This window comes from Pedobacter ginsengiterrae (assembly GCF_039537385.1).
GTDB lineage: Bacteria > Bacteroidota > Bacteroidia > Sphingobacteriales > Sphingobacteriaceae > Pedobacter > Pedobacter ginsengiterrae.
In genome coordinates, this window is sequence record NZ_BAABAK010000022.1 from 24,468 (window position 1) to 44,774 (window position 20,307).

18 protein-coding genes are annotated in these 20,307 nt (G+C 34.2%); 7 read left to right on the forward strand and 11 right to left on the reverse strand.

The genetic code is table 11. From position 1 onward, the window contains the following. Positions 1-3: 3 nt before the first annotated feature. Genes ABD692_RS20725 through ABD692_RS20735 form a run of 3 tightly spaced genes read right to left on the reverse strand, consistent with a single transcriptional unit; the run spans position 4 to position 5,297 of the window. A complete protein-coding gene (locus ABD692_RS20725; protein ID WP_344770065.1) occupies positions 4-1,335 on the reverse strand; it encodes a dihydrolipoamide acetyltransferase family protein in 1,332 nt (443 codons plus the stop codon). Positions 1,336-1,382: 47 nt separating this feature from the next. After that, complete coding sequence (locus ABD692_RS20730; protein WP_344770067.1) at positions 1,383-2,636, reverse strand: competence/damage-inducible protein A; 1,254 nt, start codon at positions 2,634-2,636, stop codon at positions 1,383-1,385. A gap of 3 nt (positions 2,637-2,639) precedes the next feature. After that, the gene (locus ABD692_RS20735) at positions 2,640-5,297 is read right to left on the reverse strand and encodes a putative LPS assembly protein LptD (protein ID WP_344770069.1); all 2,658 of its coding nucleotides are present in this window, start codon (positions 5,295-5,297) and stop codon (positions 2,640-2,642) included. Positions 5,298-5,371: 74 nt separating this feature from the next. Here ABD692_RS20735 and ABD692_RS20740 point away from each other — a divergent pair, with 74 nt between their 5' ends. The 3 genes from ABD692_RS20740 (at position 5,372) to ABD692_RS20750 (ending at position 8,148) form a co-directional block, all read left to right on the forward strand. Beyond that, complete coding sequence (locus tag ABD692_RS20740) at positions 5,372-6,235, forward strand: N-acetylmuramoyl-L-alanine amidase family protein (protein WP_316758875.1); 864 nt, start codon at positions 5,372-5,374, stop codon at positions 6,233-6,235. Between the two features lie 10 nt (positions 6,236-6,245). After that, the gene (locus ABD692_RS20745; protein ID WP_316758873.1) at positions 6,246-7,022 is read left to right on the forward strand and encodes an N-acetylmuramoyl-L-alanine amidase family protein; all 777 of its coding nucleotides are present in this window, start codon (positions 6,246-6,248) and stop codon (positions 7,020-7,022) included. A gap of 169 nt (positions 7,023-7,191) precedes the next feature. Continuing rightward, on the forward strand, positions 7,192-8,148 hold the full coding sequence (locus ABD692_RS20750) for an MlaD family protein (protein ID WP_316758870.1): 957 nt from the start codon (positions 7,192-7,194) through the stop codon (positions 8,146-8,148). 144 nt (positions 8,149-8,292) lie between these two features. Here the strand turns inward: ABD692_RS20750 and ABD692_RS20755 are convergent, their stop codons facing one another. The 5 genes from ABD692_RS20755 to ABD692_RS20775 form a co-directional block, all read right to left on the reverse strand. Further along, positions 8,293-9,198, reverse strand: a complete 906-nt coding sequence (locus ABD692_RS20755) for a ribonuclease Z (RefSeq protein WP_344770100.1) — start codon at positions 9,196-9,198, stop codon at positions 8,293-8,295. 69 nt (positions 9,199-9,267) lie between these two features. After that, positions 9,268-9,645 carry an STAS domain-containing protein gene (locus ABD692_RS20760; RefSeq protein WP_316758868.1) on the reverse strand — a complete coding sequence of 126 codons (378 nt, stop codon included), beginning with the start codon at positions 9,643-9,645 and terminating at the stop codon, positions 9,268-9,270. 45 nt (positions 9,646-9,690) lie between these two features. Continuing rightward, the gene (locus ABD692_RS20765; RefSeq protein ID WP_316758866.1) at positions 9,691-10,635 is read right to left on the reverse strand and encodes a phosphoribosylaminoimidazolesuccinocarboxamide synthase; all 945 of its coding nucleotides are present in this window, start codon (positions 10,633-10,635) and stop codon (positions 9,691-9,693) included. Positions 10,636-10,741: 106 nt separating this feature from the next. Then, the gene (locus tag ABD692_RS20770; RefSeq protein ID WP_344770071.1) at positions 10,742-11,020 is read right to left on the reverse strand and encodes a hypothetical protein; all 279 of its coding nucleotides are present in this window, start codon (positions 11,018-11,020) and stop codon (positions 10,742-10,744) included. Between the two features lie 89 nt (positions 11,021-11,109). Then, complete coding sequence (locus tag ABD692_RS20775) at positions 11,110-12,069, reverse strand: PhoH family protein (protein ID WP_316758862.1); 960 nt, start codon at positions 12,067-12,069, stop codon at positions 11,110-11,112. 103 nt (positions 12,070-12,172) lie between these two features. On the opposite strand from ABD692_RS20775, the gene ABD692_RS20780 reads away from it, so the two are divergent. The 3 genes from ABD692_RS20780 to ABD692_RS20790 all read left to right on the forward strand — a co-directional run bounded on the left by ABD692_RS20780 (position 12,173) and on the right by ABD692_RS20790 (position 13,765). Next, on the forward strand, positions 12,173-12,952 hold the full coding sequence (locus tag ABD692_RS20780; protein ID WP_344770073.1) for an SAM hydrolase/SAM-dependent halogenase family protein: 780 nt from the start codon (positions 12,173-12,175) through the stop codon (positions 12,950-12,952). A gap of 167 nt (positions 12,953-13,119) precedes the next feature. Beyond that, positions 13,120-13,638, forward strand: a complete 519-nt coding sequence (locus ABD692_RS20785) for a hypothetical protein (RefSeq protein WP_344770075.1) — start codon at positions 13,120-13,122, stop codon at positions 13,636-13,638. Beyond that, positions 13,619-13,765, forward strand: a complete 147-nt coding sequence (locus ABD692_RS20790; protein ID WP_344770077.1) for a hypothetical protein — start codon at positions 13,619-13,621, stop codon at positions 13,763-13,765. Before ABD692_RS20785 ends, ABD692_RS20790 begins: the two co-directional genes overlap by 20 nt. 67 nt (positions 13,766-13,832) lie before the next feature. On the opposite strand, the gene ABD692_RS20795 is transcribed toward ABD692_RS20790, so the two are convergent. Together ABD692_RS20795 and serC are read right to left on the reverse strand one after the other, a co-directional pair. After that, a complete protein-coding gene (locus tag ABD692_RS20795; RefSeq protein WP_316758853.1) occupies positions 13,833-14,783 on the reverse strand; it encodes a D-2-hydroxyacid dehydrogenase in 951 nt (316 codons plus the stop codon). Between the two features lie 60 nt (positions 14,784-14,843). Then, positions 14,844-15,917 (reverse strand): 3-phosphoserine/phosphohydroxythreonine transaminase, encoded by a 1,074-nt coding sequence (serC, locus tag ABD692_RS20800; protein ID WP_316758851.1) that lies wholly within the window; start codon positions 15,915-15,917, stop codon positions 14,844-14,846. 256 nt (positions 15,918-16,173) lie between these two features. On the opposite strand from serC, the gene ABD692_RS20805 reads away from it, so the two are divergent. Further along, positions 16,174-17,787 (forward strand): S8 family peptidase, encoded by a 1,614-nt coding sequence (locus ABD692_RS20805; protein WP_344770080.1) that lies wholly within the window; start codon positions 16,174-16,176, stop codon positions 17,785-17,787. Between the two features lie 134 nt (positions 17,788-17,921). Here the strand turns inward: ABD692_RS20805 and ABD692_RS20810 are convergent, their stop codons facing one another. Further along, positions 17,922-20,075 (reverse strand): GH92 family glycosyl hydrolase, encoded by a 2,154-nt coding sequence (locus ABD692_RS20810; RefSeq protein ID WP_344770082.1) that lies wholly within the window; start codon positions 20,073-20,075, stop codon positions 17,922-17,924. Positions 20,076-20,307 lie beyond the last annotated feature (232 nt).

A 20,307-nucleotide genomic window follows, 5' to 3' on the forward strand; every position in this document is an offset into this window, starting at 1 on the left:
TAATTAAATTTCTCTGTTCAAATCCCAGGTTTCCAAGTAATCAGCAACTCTGCGCACAAACATTCCTCCTAACGAACCATCTACAACTCTATGATCGTAAGACAATGAAAGGAACATCATGTGGCGAATCGCAATTACATCGCCATGTTCAGTTTCCAAAACAGCTGGCTTCTTTTTAATTGCACCTACAGCCAAAATAGCTACCTGAGGTTGGTTAATAATTGGCGTACCCATCACATTACCGAAAGAACCTACGTTTGTTAAGGTAAATGTTCCGCCTTGTGTTTCATCTGGTTTTAGCTTTGAATTTCTAGCCCTCGAAGCTAAATCGTTAACAGCCTTAGTTAAGCCAACTAAGTTTAATTGATCCGCATTTCTAATCACGGGAACAATTAGGTTCCCGCTTGGTAATGCTGCTGCCATACCAATATTGATATTATTTTTCTTAATAATTTGAGTTCCATTAACTGAAACATTAATCATCGGAAAATCTTTAATTGCTTTAGCTACAGCTTCTACAAAAATCGGCGTGAATGTAATTTTCTCATTTTCACGTTTTTCGAAACTATTTTTTACTTTATTGCGCCATAGAACCATATTGGTTACATCGGCCTCAACAAATGAAGTTACGTGTGGTGAAGTTGATTTACTCATCACCATGTGATCGGCAATAAGTTTACGCATTCTATCCATTTCAATAATTTCGTCGCCACCAGAAACTGAAGTAGTTGAAGGTTTGTTTGGAGTAGAAACAACTGATGGCGCTGCAGTAGACTTGTTTTCTACAGCTTGTTGCTGCGTTGTAGAAACTGGCTGCCCAGCGTTCTTACTATTTATATAATTTAATAAATCGTCTTTATTTAAACGACCATCAGCACCAGAACCTTTAATTGAATCGAGTTCTGCTGTTGAAATATTTTCTTGAGAAGCTATACTTTTTACTAACGGAGAATAGAAACGATCAGAGGCCGAAAGAACAGTTTGCGGAACAGTTTTTTCAACTGGTAATTGTTCGATACCAGGAATAACTTCAGTTTTTTCATCAACTACAGGAGCAACTTCAGTAACTGTTTCGGTTTTAACCTCGCTTCCACCCTCAGTTTCAATAATTGCAATTACATCTCCAACCTGAGCTACCTCATCTTCTTTAAATAATTGCTTTACCAGCTTACCAGCTACTGGCGATGGAACTTCAGAATCTACCTTATCGGTAGCTATTTCAAGAATGGTATCATCTAAATCAATAGAATCACCTGGTTGTTTTACCCATTTAATCACCGTTGCTTCTGCAACGCTCTCACCCATTTTTGGTAACAATAATTCGTATTGAGCCATATTAAATTACAGTATATTATATTGGTATTGCGACAAAAATACAGTTTTTATTCGTTCAACTCGTCTTCCTTAAGTAGATTTAATAACATTGCTAAGGCCGATGCAGCCGAACGTTCGATGTTTTGAATACGTTTGTTACTGAAAGTAAACACTTTAGCTACAGTTTTATTTTTTGATGAAATTGCAATCCAAACTGTTCCAACTGGTTTATCTTCTGTCCCTCCATCGGGTCCGGCAATTCCACTTACTGCTATAGAATAATCGGTTTTGAAATGTTTTATTGCTCCTTCGGCCATTTCTATAATGGTTTCTTCACTAACAGCGCCAAATTTTGTAAGTGTGTTTTCTTTTACGCCGAGTATAGATTCTTTTAATTCGTATGCATAAGCTACTGCGCCACCAAAATAAACCGAAGAACAGCCTGGATGCTGCGTAATTAAATGAGCAATATATCCGCCAGTACAGCTTTCGGCAGTCGATAAAGTTAAGCCCCGAGCTTTCATAATATTCAAAATCGCTTTTTCAAGCGGAATATCTTCATCAACTACAACGAACTTTTTAACCTTTTCAATAATTTGTTTAGAATATAGCTCTACTTCAGCTTTTAATGCATTTTCATTATCGCCTTTGGCGGATAAACGTAAACGCACCTGACCTAACTTTGGTAAATAGGCTAATTTGATATGTAGAGGCAAACTGTCTTCAATTTCCTCAATTTCTTTAGCAAGAAATGATTCGCCAATATTTGCTGTAAGAATTGTTTTATGAACAATTGATGGTAACTTAAATCTTGATTTAATTCTTGGAAGAATTTCATCATCCATTAAATACATCATCTCGTAAGGCACGCCAGGCATCGAAACAAAAATTTTATTGTTTTGCTCGAACCACATGCAAGGTGCAGTTCCGTTTCTGTTTACAATAACTTCGCAACCATCAGGAACATCTGCTTGTTGTATGTTTATATCCAATAACGGGCGATTATATTTTTTAAAGATTGATGCCACCATTTCTAATGCTCCATCATCTCTACGAAAACCCATACCAAAATATTTGGCTAAAGTTTTCTTTGTAATATCATCTTTAGTTGGCCCTAAACCACCTGTTATCAAAATTATGTCAGCGCGTTTTTCGGCTTCGGCAATCGAAGTTAAAATGTGTTGCTCATCATCAGAAACTGATGTTATTTGTTTTACAGAAACACCAATTAAATTTAATTGCTTAGCCATCCAGGCCGAATTGGTATCTACAATCTGACCAATTAGAATTTCATCGCCAATGGTTATAATTTCTGCTAACATAATTTATTGATAGGTATTATAGAAACCTTGTCTTTTACTCAGTTTTAAATCTTGCAGGATAGAAGATTTAACCTTAATTGTTACCGAATAACTTTTGTATGCACCATAAGGAATCCAGTTTACACTCATATCCCAGCAGTGCAAGTCACGGTAAATTGCAATATTCATTGGTGTTAAGCCATTATTTTTGAAATCGTAACCTGCATTAAAAGTAAATTTCCACTTTGGTGTAAGGTTAAAATCGCCATTAAAATTTAATGTATTGGTAATTTGGCTTACACCTAAAATATTAGAGTAGTTAAAACTATATTGAAATGCAAAATTCCAGGGAATGTTAAAATCAACAAACGCATTAGGGTCGCGGTTAATTGCATTTAATTGTTCCGATTTAAGTGGTGTCATACCTTGCTTTTCAACTTGCCCTTTTAAATTATCGTAATTTTCGTTTTTCTTTTTAACTGCATCAGCATTAAAGCCGTAATCGAAAGAGAAGCCAAAACTTTGCAAACGTGGTAAAAACTTACCACCTTGCCAAAAATAACGGCTATCTTCTAATTTCTGAACAAATACACCATTGTTAGTAGAATCTCGTAGCAAATATGGATTTAAAACACCATTGTAATTAATACCTAATTTATCGGTAAACTGCGAACGACCACTAAAGCTTATATCGGATAACTTTCTTGTTTTTTGAAGAAAATTATAACTACCGCTAAAAGTTAAACCTTGAATAATTGGTATTTTCCTACTCCCTGTACCAGTTGTATCTTTTGGAGATCTAACTTTTAATTCAGTCGTATTATCTAAAGTAAAGCCTATGGATGCTTGTCTTCCTCCAAAAGAACCAGGAAAAGCACTTTGCTCGAAAATTGAATAGGTAACATCTCTGCCAGTGCTCAAGTCTCTAATTCTTTGTCCGTTTTGATCTAAACCATATTTGTAAATTCCTACCGAAGGATCAGCAAAATCAGGAGAATAAGTAAAACTAACCGATGGCGTCATTACGTGCCTTAATTGTTGAATGTTACCCAGGTTTTTAAATTCTTTACTTTTACCATAAACCTTGGTAGACATACTGGTCGATAAATTATAACTTCCAGCCCGTTTAAAACCTGTTAATGTATCGGTTCTAAAAGTATAAGTTCCATCAGTATATTTTGTATAACGCTTATCTATAGTTTGGAAATTCCAAACTTCATTATAGGTTCCACCCAAACTAAATGTTAAGTATTTAAGCAATGTAAAGTTCATCCCGATAGGGATATTATGAGAAAAACCACTTTTAAGCTGTCGAAGTCCTTCTGGTTTAAACAAAATACTATCCTTTGTAGAAATGCTATTATTTCCTTGTAAACTATAGCCTACTGTAATTTTTTGATACCATTTCTGCTCGCCTGTCCTGTCTTTCGAATCGAACGGGCTTATAGTTGACATATTTAAGTTAAACTGAGGAAGCTGTAAATCTATTTGTTTGGTACTAAAAGTTTGGTTGGCACTTAATGCTGTACTAAAGTTAAATAATCCGCCAGCTAAAACCTTAGAGTATGCAATCGAACTGGTCGAAACATTTTGAGCAATAGCACTCTGATCGTAAGATGAGTTTGCGGCTGTTGCGGTATAATATGTACTCGAACTCAAATTTACACTGGCGGTAAAGGTAGAGCCCGGGTGAGCATTTGCATTTTGACTGTGTGACCAGCCTACCCTGAAATTTTTCCCTACATTTTCTTGGCCTTGAATACCATTTCTGGAATTTGCATAGTTAATATTTATATTTCCGTTAAACTTATAACGCTGAATATAATTGCTGGATAAAGTTCCTTCATAGGATCCATTGGTGTAAATGGTACCCAATATTTTCGCATCCCAATAATCGTTAAGGCCTAAATAGTACCCTGCATTTTGGAGGAAGAAGCCACGTGAAGCATCCTCTCCAGGGGTTGGCAAAAGTATCCCCGAAGTTCTTTTATTTGTTTTAGGAAAGAAAGCAAATGGTAAAGCAAAAGGCGTAGGCACGTCTTCTATAATCATATAAACGGGGCCGGTTATAATTTGCTTTTCAGTGGCGATGCCTTTACTAATCATTAATCCAAAATGAGGATGTGGCAAATTACAAGTGCTGTACATCATATTTTTGATGTGTAACTCATTATCTGCCTGTTTCTTACTCTGTCCGCCAGAGAAAAAACCATCATCTTGTTGCGAAAAAACACCGAAAACCTTGGCTCTGGTTGTGGCAGAATTATAATATAACGAATCAGCTATCGCAGAACCTTCGGTACCAGATTTAAAAATAGGTCGGCCTACATATCTTTTTGTTTTTGGATTTGTTCTCCCGCTGGCAAAAATTACATTATTCTTCTGATCGTATCGAATGTAATCAGCATCCAATTCAAAATCACCATATACAACCCTTGCATTTCCATACATGTATATAATATTTTTGTCTTTGCTCATTACAACCGAATCGGTTGCTTTGTATTCTACTTTTTTATCGAGATCGCTATTATTTTTCGATTTTATTTTTGAGGTATCCCTTTTAGAAGTGTCTTGTTGGATAAGCTGTTGCAATGAAAAACGAGAAAATGCGTTAGCTTTACCAACAGCTAGTGTTAATAAAATGACAGAAAATAGTAAAATAGAGTTGCTAAGAAGTTTCAAATTCGTATTTGAATGTTATTTTTGCACAAATGCTTAATCAAAAACGTTCAAAATTAGTGAAAAATATACCATTGATGTACCTTAAAAAATTTTTAACATTTATTATTTGTTTAACGTTACTAAATACGTTTGATAATCAAGCCTTTGCGCAAGAGTATAAAATTAAAACAATTGTTATCGATGCTGGTCATGGAGGTAAAGATGGTGCCACGCACGGAATTTATTCTAAAGAAAAAGATGTTGCTTTAAAAACAGCTTTAAATTTAGGTAAGGCTTTACAAGATAGTATTAAAGACATAAAAATTATTTACACCCGCGAAACGGATGTATTTATTCCTTTATACGAACGTATTAATATCGCCAACAATGCAAAAGCCGATCTTTTTATTTCTATCCACTTAAACGATATGCCCGTGCGTGTATCGAGAGTGGTTGATTATTATAAAAAAGTAAAAGGTAGAAAAGTACCAGTATATAGAACTATAACTTCTAAAAGCACTTCTACCAGAGGTACAGAAACATTTGTTTCGGGTACGGGCCGATTGGGCGAACAAGATGAGGTTATCAAACGAGAGAATGCTTCGATGTTTTTAGAGGATAACTACAAAAAGAACTACGAAGGTTTTATTGCCAATACCCCTGAAAATGATATTATGATATCGTTAATGAAACAAACTAACCGAGATAGAAGTTTAAAGTTTGCTTCAATGCTTCAGCAAGAATATGTTAATGCAGGCAGAATTAACCGCGGTGTACAAGAAAAAAGTCTTGCTGTTTTAGCTCGTGCGGCAATGCCAGCAGTTTTAACCGAAATCGGTTTTGTAAGTAATCCTGATGAAGAAGATTATATGAATTCGCAAGAAGGTCAAAACGAGATTGTAAACGGAATTATTAAAGCAATAAAAAGTTATAAACGCTTATCTGAAACATCTTTTTAATTATTTATAGATGAAGATTAAACTTTTAGTTGCATTTCTTTTTGTTTTATTAATTACTATCAATCAAAGCTTTGGTCAAGGCTATCGCATCAAAACAATCGTTATTGATGCTGGTCATGGAGGTAAAAAACCAGGTGCATCAGGAAGTTTTTCGAAAGAAAAAGATATTTCGTTAAAGGTTGCTTTAAAACTTGGGAATAAAATAAAAGAAGATTTACCTGATATAAAAGTTATTTACACCAGAACAAAGGATGTTGATGTAGATCTGTATCGTAGAGCAGAAATTGCCAATGAAGCCAATGCTGATCTTTTTATATCTGTTCATTGTAATTCTATGCCACCAGGCAATAAAGGAATTAAAGGTGTAGAAACCTTAGTAGCTGGTTCTCACCGATTAAAGGAACAAGATGCTGCAATCCGTGAGAATGCAGATATCAAACTTGAAAAGAATTATAAAAGTAAATACGATGGTTACGACCCCAATAACCCAACAACGTTTATAATTTTATCACTATTAAAAAATGCCTTTCGCGATAAAAGCATTAAATTCGCAAAATTAATTCAGGATAGTTATATAAAACGCGACGAAAGATTTAGCCGTGGAGTTAAAGAACAAGGAGTTTTAGTATTACAGAGATGTGGAATGCCTGCAGTTCTTACCGAAGTTGGATTTATATCGAATAAAGCTGAAGAAATATATATAAACTCTGAAAAAGGACAAAATGAGATTGCTGAATCCATATTGGCAGCAATTAAAACCTACAAAAAAAACATTGAAGTAAAATAACTGGCACTATAAGTGTTGTTAATTTTGTTAAAAAAATAACAAATACCAAACAAAAACGTTGATGCAATCATTATGTATTATAAATACCTTTGCACAACAAAAATAATAGAGCGCTCTAGCAATTATTGATAATAAAAAATCAGGATTTGCAGCCAATAAACAGAAACACATGAAAATTAAGAACGAAACCAAAGTAGGTATTTTAGCTGCATTTGCCATTGCTTTATTAATTATCGGCTATAACTTTTTGAAAGGAAATTCAATTTTTTCGAGCGAAACAACATTGTTTGCCAGATATACACGAGTTGATGGTTTAACTGTTTCAAAACCAATTTTAATTAACGGTTATCAAATCGGCCGCGTTGCAAAACTTCAGTTAGAGCCAGGTGGCACAATTTTAGCAACCTTAAGTGTTAATAGTAAATACGAAATCCCTGAAAATAGTATTGCCCGTTTAGAAGGCACCGATCTTTTAGGTAGCAAGGCTATTGTAATGTCGTTAGGCGATTCTAAAAAAATGGCAGAAGATGGTTTTACACTTAATGCTAATGTAGAAAAGGGATTAATGGATCAGGTTCAGCCAGTTCAAAAGAAAGCTGAATTAATTATTGGCAAAATGGATTCTATTTTAAGCAGTGTGAATTCTATTTTAAATCCAAACTTCCAGAAAAATGTTGATAAGAGTTTTAACAGTATAGCTGGAACACTTGCTTCTTTAGAAACCACATCGAAAAAAGTTGATGGTTTAGTTGGATCGGAAAGTGCACGTATTGAAGCAATATTTAAAAACGTTGAAGGTATTACAGCTAACTTAAATAATAACAATAAGAAAATCAGCGATATTTTAACCAATATAAATACCGTTACAGATAAATTTGCTGCAGCTAATTTTAAGCAAACCTTAGATAATGCAAATAATGCAATTGCAGATTTACAAAGTGTAATTTCTGGAATTAAAGATGGTAAAGGAACCTTAGGTTTACTGTTGAATGATGATAAAATGTATAACAACTTAAATAGCGCTTCAAAAAATCTTGATGAGTTAATGATAGATTTAAAAGCAAACCCTAAGCGTTACGTACACTTCTCCGTATTTGGAGGTGGCAGCAAAAAAGATGATAAATAAATAATATAAAACTTATAAAACCGAAAGCCCTACAGCAAAACTGTAGGGCTTTCTTTATAGAATAAATTATTGTTGCTGCTTTATATCTTGTTTTAAAGAAGGGATATCTAAACTATTTTCTTGCTTTAGAAAATAGAAACACAGTTACAAACTAAAAGTTCTACCTTCTACTGCCAACTCGGTATTTTCAAAAACAGATTGCGCTTCTTCTAAAAGCATTTGTAGTGTTTTGTAACGAGAGGAAAAGTGTCCTATCAGCAATTTATCTATTCCATTTATCTTAGCAATCTCTCCTGCTTGTAATGCAGTTGTATGATGGGTTTCGTTTGCCCGATCCAAAAGTTCGTGCATAAAAGTCGCTTCGTGATAAAGCGTATTGCAATTTTTTATGATAGAAAAATATCGTTCGTCATACATGGTGTCCGAGCAGTAAGCGTAGCTTCTAGGTGGATCTGCTGGAGTTGTATAATCTTCACTTCTTATAATTGTGCCATCTGGCAATTCTACATCCATACCCTTTTTTAAAGCGGTATAGTAAGCCATTGGAATATCATCAGTTTTTTCTTTAATCAGCTTTCGTTGCCTTTTTTTCTGCTCAAAAATAAAACCAGTAGTTGGAATGCGATGATTTAAAATTATAGTTTTAACTATCAAATCGCCATTCTCAAATATCTGCTGAGATTCATTCGCCTCAATCGGAAAAAATTCAATTGGATAGCGGAGCGTAGTATCTGAATATTTAAACTGAATTTCTAAAATTTCGAGCAATGGTTTTGGCCCAAAAATTTGCATGGGCTTAATTCTGCCATTTAAATGCAAACTCGAAAGCAAACCAATTAAACCAAAATAGTGGTCGCCATGTAAATGACTAATAAAAATATGATCAATGCGTGCGGCCTTAAGATTGTACTTGGCTAATTGCAGCTGCGTTCCTTCTCCACAATCAATTAAATAATATTTCTCATTACAATTTAAAAGCTGTGCCGATGGATTCCTGTTAAAAACAGGTGTAGCCGAACTGCTCCCTAAAATTGTAACTTCGAATTTCATCATGGTAAGATATAAAAAGCCTCGTAGATTTTTGGAAACTACGAGGCTTAAATTTTATTTTAACGGTAATTATTTTGCGCCTCTAAACTCTTTCTCTAATTCATCCATAAAGATGAAATCTGTTGCTTCTGCTAACGTATTAACAAACGTAACAGATTGAAATATGTTTGATAATTCGATAATTGATGCTAATTCATCATTAATTCCTGTAACGATAAACAAACCTCCTGCCGATTTACAAAGTCTATCCCCTACCAACAGGCAGCTCAAATCCTGAGCATCATTACATTCCTTTACCTGACTTAAATCAACTATAATATTGTTAAAACCTTCTGCGTTAAGTAAGTATAATTCTGATTTTAACCCAGGGGCATTATCATTGGTAAACTTAGATTCTTTTAACTTTAAGGTTACGTATTTATCGTGTTTATCTACTGAAAATTTCATCTCTTCTAATCTTTATTTTACTAATGTATAAATTTTCTTTTGAAACTATAGCGTTTCTAAAGCCTTTAAAACATTGCTTTCAATTCGGTTTGAAATGGCATCGGCATCAGCTTTAATAAACTTTTCGCCAACAATTTTTTCATATAGCTCAATGTAACGTTCAGATATGGAACTAACAATCTCTGGTGTCATTTCAGGAATAACCTGACCATCCTTACCCTGGAAACCGTTTTCAATTAACCATTTTCTAACAAATTCTTTAGACAATTGCTTTTGGGGTTCATCCGCATTTTGACGTTCCTGATAACCTTCTGCATAGAAATAGCGAGAAGAATCTGGTGTGTGAATCTCATCAATTAAATAAATAACACCATCAGCTTTACCAAATTCATATTTCGTATCAACCAAAATTAATCCGCTTTTTGCGGCAATTTCAGTTCCGCGTTGATATAAGGCAAAAGTATACTCTTCTAATTTTTCATAATCAGTTATGGAAACAATGCCTTTAGCCAAAATATCTTCTTTCGAAATATCCTCATCGTGCCCAACTGATGCCTTTGTAGTTGGCGTGATGATTGGTTGAGGCAGTTTATCATTTTCTTTTAAACCATCGGGTAAAGAAACACCACAAACCGAACGTTTGCCTGCACTATATTCTCTCCAGGCATGGCCTGCTAGATAACCTCTTATTACCATTTCTACTTTAAATGGCTCGCAAATACGCCCTATCGTAACCATCGGATCTGGAATATCTAATACCCAGTTTGGAACAATATCTTGCGTAGCAGATAAAAATTTTGCAGCAATTTGATTTAAAACCTGCCCCTTAAACGGTATGGCTTCTGGTAATACAACATCAAATGCAGAAATACGATCTGATACAACCATAACCATAAAGTCATCAGATATAGTGTACACATCGCGTACTTTACCTTTGTAGAAATTGCTCTGATTTGGAAAATTAAAATGGGTTTCTTTTAGTGCTTTCATGAGGCCATAAAAATAAGTAAAAAGTCCGAAAGTCAGCAGCTATAAGTTATAAGATAAAGTGTTTTTAATAAAAAACCTCGCAGTTTTAATAACTACGAGGTTTAATTTATTCTAAATTTTTTAATGCTTTTTCAAATGATTCTTCTGAAATGGTAGCGATTACAATATTCTTTACTTGAATATCAATTCTATCATCTAGCTTAAATAATTGAAGTCTTCCTTTAAAAATATGCACCTTATCTTTTTCCAAAAAAGAAAATAAGTTTTTAAGCTTTTCTTTACGACAAACCCATTCGTCATTATTTTTAGAAATGATTAGTCTTACCGTATGGGGTAATTTTTCAAAAGAAAGTTTTAAATTGTTTTGAAGACTGATGCTTTCCATAAAAATAAAATCTATGTCTAAAGTTTCATTTATTTGAAAGAATCTGAAATGAATTCACGGTGATGATTATTTATTTTACTTGCCAACTTCTATTGTATATCACCATAAGCTTTCAGAATATCTTTTACCAATTTATGTCGAACAACATCTTCTCCGCTAAGATAAATAATGTCTATTCCCTTGATATCTTCTAAAATTCTTAAACCATTAAACAAGCCAGACATTTGTTTTTTAGGTAAGTCAATTTGAGTAACATCGCCTGTAACAATAAATTTTGCGGTTGGCCCCATACGTGTTAAAAACATTTTTAACTGCATATCAGTGGCATTTTGAGCCTCATCTAAAATTACAAAGCAGTTATCTAATGTACGCCCACGCATAAAAGCCAATGGAGCAATTTCGATAGTTCTGTTTTCGATATAAAATTTCAACTTCTCTGCAGGAATCATGTCATCCAAAGCATCGTAAAGCGGACGTAAATACGGATCAATTTTTTCTTTTAAATCACCAGGTAAGAAACCTAAATTTTCTCCTGCCTCTACTGCTGGGCGGGTTAAAATAATACGCTTAATTTCTTTATTCTTAAGGGCACGAACCGCTAACGCAACCGCTGTGTAGGTTTTACCTGTTCCAGCAGGGCCGATTGCAAAAAGAATATCATTTTTGGCAATACTGCTTACCATTTTACGCTGATTTGCCGTTCTTGCCTTAACTAATAAGCCGTTTGTACCAAAAACAATCACCTCACCGCCCCCACCAGTTGGCTGTTCTACATCTTTTTTTGCTACTCCGTTTGCCTTCGAACCTAATATCGATTCGACATCATTATTAGTTAAAGAACTGTACTTTTCAAGGTGTGCTACGAGTTGGTTAAACTTTTCTTCGAATGACTTAAGTTCCTGTTCATCACCGAGAACTTTAACATCACTCCCTCTTGCTACAAGTTTTAACTTTGCAAAAGCACCTTTAATCATTTCGTAATTCTCATTATTTGCTCCCCAAAAATGAGCAGGATTTACGGTGTCCAGAGTTAATTTTAATTCGTTCAAATTATAGTATTTTAAAAAGTTATCGGGCTATATTAATTAAAATTTGAATATTTGCAGACGCTTATGCCTCTACACAAGAATAAGCAATAATAATGAATTTTTAATGGGTATAATTACTTTAACAACAGATTTAGGTTCGAAAGATTTTTACCAGAGTGCCCTTAAAGGTAGTCTGTTAACGCTTATGCCTAACGTTAATTTAGTTGATATTACGCATGAGGTTCCGTCATTCAACATTTCTTATGCTGCTTTTGTATTAAAAAACGCATATCCTTACTTTCCAAAAAATACGGTACACCTTATCGGCATAGATTCGGTGTACAGCGAAAACACTAAATATATTGCCGTAAAACACCGCGATCATTATTTTGTTGGAGCCGATAATGGAATCTTTTCTTTGCTTTTTGATGATGTTCCAGAGGATGTTGTTGAGTTAAATATTATGCAAGATTTAAAATATTTACATTTTCCTTTGGTTGATATTTTTGTGAAAGCTGCTACGCATTTAGCTAAAGGAGGCAGATTAAGAGATATTGGTTTACCTGTAGCAGAGATTGAGCAAAAGATGCTTTTACATCCTGTTATTGAGAAAGATATCATTCGTGGAAGTGTGGTTTATATTGATACATTCTGTAACGTAATTACTAATATTACTAAAGAATTATTTACCAAAATTCAAAAGAATAGAGATTTTACTTTATACTTTAGAAAAAGCGAAACCATTACCCAACTAAGCTGGCATTATAACGAAGTGCAAGAGGGTGAAAAACTATGCTTATTCGGAATTAGTAACCATTTAGAAATTGCAATTAATAAGGGTAAAGCAAGTGGCTTATTAGGTTTACATCTTGGCGATATCGTTCGGGTTGAGTTTCATCCTTAGTTGAGCTGAAAGCTTAAAGGTTAAAGCTGAAAGTTTTATAAAAGGAGACACAGAATTACGGCCGTCATTGCTTCGTGCCATGCAATGACGAAACTTTGTAAACCAATTACAACTGAGCTGATGAACATCGACTCAAACAACTTCCACGCTTTTCACGTTTATACAAAATGAAGAAATATTTTTATCTGCTTTCCATCCTATTCGTGAATTTTCAGGCTTTTGCCCAGCAAGACACAGCAGCATACGCTGCTCAAAGGGTAAAAGTAAATACGTTACTGGCTGAACGAAGCACTAAATTTGGTCAGTACGATGAAAGTTTAAGTCAACGGACTGGAATATTCGGTTGGCAAACCAAAAAAGATATTAAAAACTCAAATGAAATTCTTCGGCAGGTGGTTTTAACTGATAATAATATTTTTAAAGAATTAAAAGTATTAATGGATTATAAAGACTTGCAAAATCAGCAAAAAGTAGCCGTGGCCGATAATTCTGAAGAAAGAATACAGAACTATATGCGTTCTATTAAAAAACTTCAAGACCAAAATGAAGCGTTAAAAAGTGAAAACGCTAAAAAAAATAGTGGAAGCTTTTCATCCTATATCATTGTTTTCTTACTTTTAATTATGGCTGGCGGATTTTATTTCTTCAATAAGAAAATTAAAAGTTATGAAAAAAGGACTGTTTAAAGTTTTGGCGAAGATTAATAAAATTATTCTGCCAAGTTTATATAAGAAAGATCCAAATAAGCTATCTGCTTTTCAGAAGGCGATTTTAGGTTATCGTTATTGGGTTACAACGAATGCATTAGATTAAACTAATAAAGCCATATTGAGCCTGTCGAAATATCATTGTCTTCGACAAGCTCAAAATGATAAGTAGATTATTTCTTAAAATGCTCAATAATCAAAGTTGCTAATTCCGTACCAATACGTTCTTGCGCTTCGTTAGTTGATGCACCAATATGCGGTGTTAAAGAAATTTTTGGATGAGTTAAAATCTCAGCCAAAGGTGTAGGTTCGTTATCAAAAACATCTAAACCAGCGAAAGAAACTTTACCAGAATTTAAGGCTTCAATTAAGGCAGGCTCATCAATTGTTCCACCGCGAGAACAGTTAACAATACCGACGCCATCTTTCATTTTAGCAAACTCTTCAGTGCCTAAAATCGGTTTATCAGCAAATGGTGTATGTAAACTAAAGAAATCACTTCCAGTAATTACTTCATCTAAAGAAACTGTTTTAATTGGAATACTTACTGATTTACCACCTTGAAATTCTAAAGTGATTTCAGATTCTGATGGATATAAATCATAAGCCAAAACATTCATACCTAAACCTAAAGCAACTTTTGCAGTTGCACGACCGATACGTCCGAAACCTATAATACCGATGGTTTTACCACTTAATTCAGTTCCTTTTGCGTAAGCTTTTTTTAGGTTGTTAAATTGGGTTGCTCCCTCAACAGGCATTTTACGATTAGCATCTTGTAAAAATCTGATTCCTGTAAATAGGTGCGAAAAAACTAATTCAGCCACAGATAATGAAGATGCGGCTGGTGTGTTTACGACAGCAACACCAACACTTCTAGCATACTCAACGTCGATATTATCCATACCAACTCCACCTCTACCAATTAATTTGATGTTTGGAACAGCGTCAATCAGTTCTTTTCTAACTTTAGTTGCACTACGAACGGTAATTGCATCATAGTTTTTTAAAGCTTCTGCTAATTGATCTTGAGGAATAGTTTCTGTATCAACCTGGAAACCTGCCTTTTCTAATAATTCTTTTCCGATAGGGTCTATTCCATCGTTTGCTAATATTTTAATCATTGTTATTGATGATAGCGCAGATTAAACCATTCATTTAATCTACGAGATTATAGTTTTAAATTAGTTCGCTTTTGCTTGGTTTTCTTCGAACGATTGCATCGCATCAATCAAAGCGTGTACACTTGTAATTGGCAAAGCATTATACATTGAGGCACGGAAACCGCCCACGCTTCTATGTCCTTTAATACCAACGATACCTTGATCTTCTGCAAATTTTAAAAATGGTTTTTCCAATTCCGCGTTTTCCATCACAAAACAAATATTCATTTTAGAACGGTCTTCTACAGCGCAAGTACCTTTAAATAATGGATTACGATCAATTTCTCTGTAAAGCGCTTCTGCTTTTTGTTTATTTTCTTTTTCAATTTCAGCAACGCCACCTTTTGATTTTAACCAACGAAGATTTAACAAAGCGACATAAATAGAGAACACAGGTGGTGTATTGTACATTGAACCGTTATCAATATGCGATTGATAGTTCAACATCGATGGAATTTTACGATCAATTTTACCTAAAATTTCATCCTTAACAATTACGATGGTTAAACCAGCCGGACCAACATTTTTCTGGGCACCAGCGTAAATTAAATCGAATTTTGAAACATCAATTACACGGCTCATAATATCCGATGACATATCGCAAACAATCGGAACAGTCGTTTCAGGTGCTTCGAAAAGCTCTGTTCCGTAAATTGTGTTGTTAGATGTATAGTGAAAATAAGCACTATCTGCTGGAATTTCAAAATCTTTAGGGATAAACGTATAATTTGCTTCCTTAGAAGATGCAACAACATTCACATTGCCAACAAATTTAGCTTCTTTTAATGCTTTAGTTGCCCAAACACCTGAATCTAAATAACTTGCCGTTTGTCCATCGCCCAATAAATTCATTGGAACCATTGCAAATTGCAAACTTGCACCGCCTTGTAAAAATAAAACGGAATAACCCGATGGCACATTTAATAACTCTTTTACCAACTTATCAGCTTCAGCAACAACTGCCTCAAATTCGGTTGTTCTGTGCGAAATTTCTAAAATTGATAATCCATCGTTAAAATCTAAAACTGCCTGTGCAGCTTGTTTAAACACTTCTTGAGGTAAAATACAAGGGCCTGCGCCAAAATTATGCTTCATCTTATTATATAATGTTTTATGGCGGTAAATGTAAAATTTTTAAAGCAGTTATGACTATAAAATCGTATCATAAAAAATTAAATTTTGTTAAAAATTAGCACGAATTATATGGTTTTGTTACATTTTTTGTAATTAAAAAAATAGAAGCAAAATGCCTTTACGCTTTTAATTGTGCAGTAAACATCATTTTTTTGATGTTTTTCTGATTTCACAAAAATTAAAACTATATTTTGCCGTTTAATACAAAAAATAATAAATGAATAAGAGTAGAATTTTTAGAGCGTCATTAGTCGCATCATTTGTAATTACATTACCTTTTTTAGCCAATGCACAAAAAGCAAACTGGCAAAATCTCGACCTTAAAACTGATTCTGTTTTCGGAATTGGTACAGAAAAAGCATATAAAGAACTTCTTAAAGGGAAAAAATCAACGAAAGTTATTGTCGCAGTTAACGATGGTGGTGTTGAATCGACACATGAAGATTTAAAGAGAATTATGTGGGTAAATACCAAAGAAATACCTGGTAATGGTATTGATGATGATAAAAACGGTTACATAGATGATATTAATGGCTGGAATTTTATTGGCGGGCTAAAAGGTTCTGTAGATCACGAAACTTTAGAATTAACTCGTTTGGTTCGTCGTGATCAGGTTAGATTTGCCAATACAACAGATGCTAATGTTTCAGAAAAAGATAAAAATGCATTTGAAGCTTTTAAAATTGAACGTTCTGATTTGGAGACTCAATTAGGAGAAGCCAATGCAAATTTATCGGGTTTAAATGGATTTAAAGCTGCTTTAGATGCTGTTGTAAAAAAGATCGGTAAAACCAATCCAACTGCAGAGGATTTTGCCAATTTTAAACCTGTTACCAATGCCGACGCCCGCATTCAGGAAGTACTTGCTGATGAATTAAAAAAAGGAAGTTTTGCCGATTTTTATAATGAGCAAATTACAGAGGGTGTAAAATACTACACAGAGCAAATTGAGTATAACTTAAATGTGAGCTACGACCCGAGAAGCATTGTAGGTGATGACCAAAATAACGATACAGAAAAGTTTTATGGCAATAATGATGTAGCTGGTCCGGATGCAATGCATGGAACACATGTGGCAGGAATTATTGCCGCCGATAGAACCAATAAACTGGGTATTATGGGCGTTGCTGATAATGTTGCAATTATGGCTGTTCGTTGTACGCCAAATGGCGATGAACGCGATAAAGATGTAGCAAACGGAATTCGTTATGCTGTTGATAATGGAGCTAAAGTTATTAATATGAGTTTTGGCAAAGCCTATAGCTGGAACAAAGCCGTTGTTAACGAGGCAATGAAATACGCTGCCTCGAAAGATGTTTTAATAGTACAGGCTGCAGGTAACGAAAATAAAGATATTGATAAGGAAAATAATTTTCCAAATCATAAAGATTTAGATGAAAAAACAATCTCATCATGGATTACGGTTGGAGCCTCTGGTTCTAAAGACGATGAAACATTGAAAGCGAGTTTCTCTAATTTTGGTAAAACACAAGTTGATGTTTTCGCACCTGGCGTTAAAATCCACTCAACTATTCCTGGTTCTAAATATAAAGATCTGGATGGAACAAGTATGGCTTCGCCTGTTGTAGCTGGTTTAGCTGGTTTAATTCGTTCTTATTACCCAAAATTATCTGCTGCACAGGTAAAAGAGATTATAGTAAAATCAGTTACAAAAGTTAATCACAATGTGGATTATAAAAAAGGTGAAGAACCAGATGCTCCTAAAGTATCTGTTCCTTTTGCAGATTTATCTATTAGTGGTGGAGTTGTTAATGCTTATAATGCATTAAAATTAGCAGCTACTTACGAAGGTAAAAGTATTACAAAGTAGTTTAACAATTGATTTTAAAAGGCGAATTTCATCAAGATATTCGCCTTTTTTTTTGAATTGAAGATAGAGTCATCCCATTTTTTTTCGATAATAACTTTAGCTTAAGAAAGCTTTTTGCTTACTCAATAACATTCCTATTTAGTTATTATATCTATTCTTCCACCTTTTATAAATAAATCGTGTGAAACAAAGTAGCCCTTATTTTCTTTTCCATCTACTATAATTTTAGTAATCGCTCTACCCTTTTCAGGTTTTGTTATGGTAACCATTTTTCCATTACTTGCTCTCCATTTTACTTCATCAAATAGTGGAGCTGTAACAATATATTCAGCATCGGTAGCAGAAAATGGATATAAACCCAGGGCACTGAATACGTACCACGACGACATTTCGCCTGCATCATCCATGCCGCAAAGTGCTAAGCCATCATCACCAATTCCGTATAAATTATTTAGTATATTGTCTATAATTTTCTGAGATTTTTCAGGTTTTCCAATAAAATGATATGCAAATGGAGCTTCATGATCGGGTTGGTTGCCGTGGCAATATTGTCCTATCATCGTTTCTACATTTCTGGCGATATAGCTTGGATTCCATGGCACCGTAAACAAAGAATCTAATTTCGATTCAAAACCTTTCGGACCACCATATAATTCTATTAATCCTTCCATATCGTGTGGCGCGAAAAAAGAAACCTGCCAGGCATTTGCTTCTCTATACATATATTCATAATATGGAAATTGCGGATTAAAAGGTGTAATCCAACTTCCATCGGCCAACTTTCCCCTCATAAACCTGCTAGAAGGATCAAACATATTTTTATAGTTTTTAGATCTGGCCATCAAAATTCTATAATTAGCGGTATCTCCTAATTTCTTGGCTATCTGGGCTACAGAATAATCATCGTAAGAATACTCTAAGGTTTTGGAAACACCTGCACTTGCTTTTGTTTCAACGACTGGATTGGCAATATCAGGTTCTGAGATAAAACCTTTCTTTATATATTCTTCAATATGCGGTCGAGCACCTTCTGGTGTATTGGCATTTTTTAGCAGAATTTGATAAGTTCCCTTGATATCAAAATTATCAATACCCCTTAAATAAGCACCTGCAATAGATGACGAACCATGGTCGCCATGAAAAAAAGTTGGTATAAAACCTTTCTTATCCCCTACATCTTTCATTGATTTAATTACATCCAATGTAACTTCAGGAGAGATTAGACCTAACAGCACATCTTTATTACGGTATGTATCCCACAACGATGGTTCAGTATAATAATTAAAGCCCGTATTAGCCACTTTATTCTTAGCATCGGTAAATTCGCCATTTACATCGCTACGTAATGCAGGCCACAAAAACGAACGGTACAAGCATGAATATAACATTACTTTTTGCTTTTCCGTACCACCTTTTACTTGTATGGAAGATAAAATTGCTTCCCATTTTTGAGTAGCTTCGTTGCGAATATCATTAAAGGTTTTCTTGCCAATTTCTTTTAATACATTTTGTTTCGCATTTTCAGTGCTCACAAATGATAAACCTATTTTAACTTCTACAGGCGCTTTACTCCCATTTGCCAAATGGACGATTGCATAACCTGTACGTTTTCCTTCTTCTGTTTTTTCGAGTTTCGCAATGTTAGTATTTATAATAGCATAAAAATAAACGTTTTCGCCGCCCTGAAATCCTTTAATAACAGAGGTTCCTTCTTGCTCGATATTCCAGTTGGAAACTTTACTGTTGGCCTTTCCTAAATCAAAAAGAATTTGTCTGTTTTTATCGTTTTTAAACTCGTATTTATGATAACCAGCTCTTAACGTTGAGGTTAGGCTAACATTCACATTGTAGTCGTCTAAATAAACCTGGTAAAAACCTGGAGCAGAACTTTCATTTTTATGTGAAAATTTAGAGCCAAATTTGCTTCCAGGATTAGACATTGGCAAAAGTGGAATATTGCAAAGATTCCAGTGGCCTTTGTTGGTATGTGTAAATCCTAATATTACAGAATCTTCATACTCGTAACCTGCACCAGAACCATACTCTGTCATCGGACTTAACTGAACCATTGCATTTGGCAGAGAACTACCAGGGAATGTTAAACCTGCCCACGAACGCCATCCTTTTGGAAGTTCATAACCTAAAATTTTAGGATCAGTTAATGGAGCCGTTCCAATAAATGTATTCACATATCTGGAATAATTACTATTCGTTTGACTTTTTACAGCAATAGATGACAGTAAAAAAAATAATGTTAGGTTTAATAAATTCTTAGCTCGGTTTCTCATACTAATGATACATTTTGGTCGGTATATCAAATATAAAAATTTCAACCAATGCGATTAAAAAGTAGCATTAAAGTTACCCTAAATCGTTTTATTAAAATACTATGATTCTAAAATATTTAGTGTTTAAAAAAAATAATTAATTATCCGACACAGTATGTTATGATTTAGAAATGGAAGAAATGATCAATTATTTATTATGATTTGGACAGATACCCAGCAGCAAATAATCTTA

Bases quoted from the DNA above. Each gene is read 5' to 3' on its own strand.
- ABD692_RS20770 (WP_344770071.1), bottom strand. From the start codon at position 11,020: ATGGAAAGCATCAGTCTTCAAAACAATTTAAAACTTTCTTTTGAAAAA.
- ABD692_RS20745 (WP_316758873.1), top strand. From the start codon at position 6,246: ATGAAGATTAAACTTTTAGTTGCATTTCTTTTTGTTTTATTAATTACT.
- ABD692_RS20805 (WP_344770080.1), top strand. From the start codon at position 16,174: ATGAATAAGAGTAGAATTTTTAGAGCGTCATTAGTCGCATCATTTGTA.
- ABD692_RS20780 (WP_344770073.1), top strand. From the start codon at position 12,173: ATGGGTATAATTACTTTAACAACAGATTTAGGTTCGAAAGATTTTTAC.
- ABD692_RS20755 (WP_344770100.1), bottom strand. From the start codon at position 9,198: ATGAAATTCGAAGTTACAATTTTAGGGAGCAGTTCGGCTACACCTGTT.
- ABD692_RS20810 (WP_344770082.1), bottom strand. From the start codon at position 20,075: ATGAGAAACCGAGCTAAGAATTTATTAAACCTAACATTATTTTTTTTA.
- serC (WP_316758851.1), bottom strand. From the start codon at position 15,917: ATGAAGCATAATTTTGGCGCAGGCCCTTGTATTTTACCTCAAGAAGTG.
- ABD692_RS20790 (WP_344770077.1), top strand. From the start codon at position 13,619: ATGAAAAAAGGACTGTTTAAAGTTTTGGCGAAGATTAATAAAATTATT.
- ABD692_RS20760 (WP_316758868.1), bottom strand. From the start codon at position 9,645: ATGAAATTTTCAGTAGATAAACACGATAAATACGTAACCTTAAAGTTA.
- ABD692_RS20740 (WP_316758875.1), top strand. From the start codon at position 5,372: ATGTACCTTAAAAAATTTTTAACATTTATTATTTGTTTAACGTTACTA.
- ABD692_RS20795 (WP_316758853.1), bottom strand. From the start codon at position 14,783: ATGATTAAAATATTAGCAAACGATGGAATAGACCCTATCGGAAAAGAA.
- ABD692_RS20765 (WP_316758866.1), bottom strand. From the start codon at position 10,635: ATGAAAGCACTAAAAGAAACCCATTTTAATTTTCCAAATCAGAGCAAT.
- ABD692_RS20750 (WP_316758870.1), top strand. From the start codon at position 7,192: ATGAAAATTAAGAACGAAACCAAAGTAGGTATTTTAGCTGCATTTGCC.
- ABD692_RS20730 (WP_344770067.1), bottom strand. From the start codon at position 2,636: ATGTTAGCAGAAATTATAACCATTGGCGATGAAATTCTAATTGGTCAG.
- ABD692_RS20785 (WP_344770075.1), top strand. From the start codon at position 13,120: ATGAAGAAATATTTTTATCTGCTTTCCATCCTATTCGTGAATTTTCAG.
- ABD692_RS20725 (WP_344770065.1), bottom strand. From the start codon at position 1,335: ATGGCTCAATACGAATTATTGTTACCAAAAATGGGTGAGAGCGTTGCA.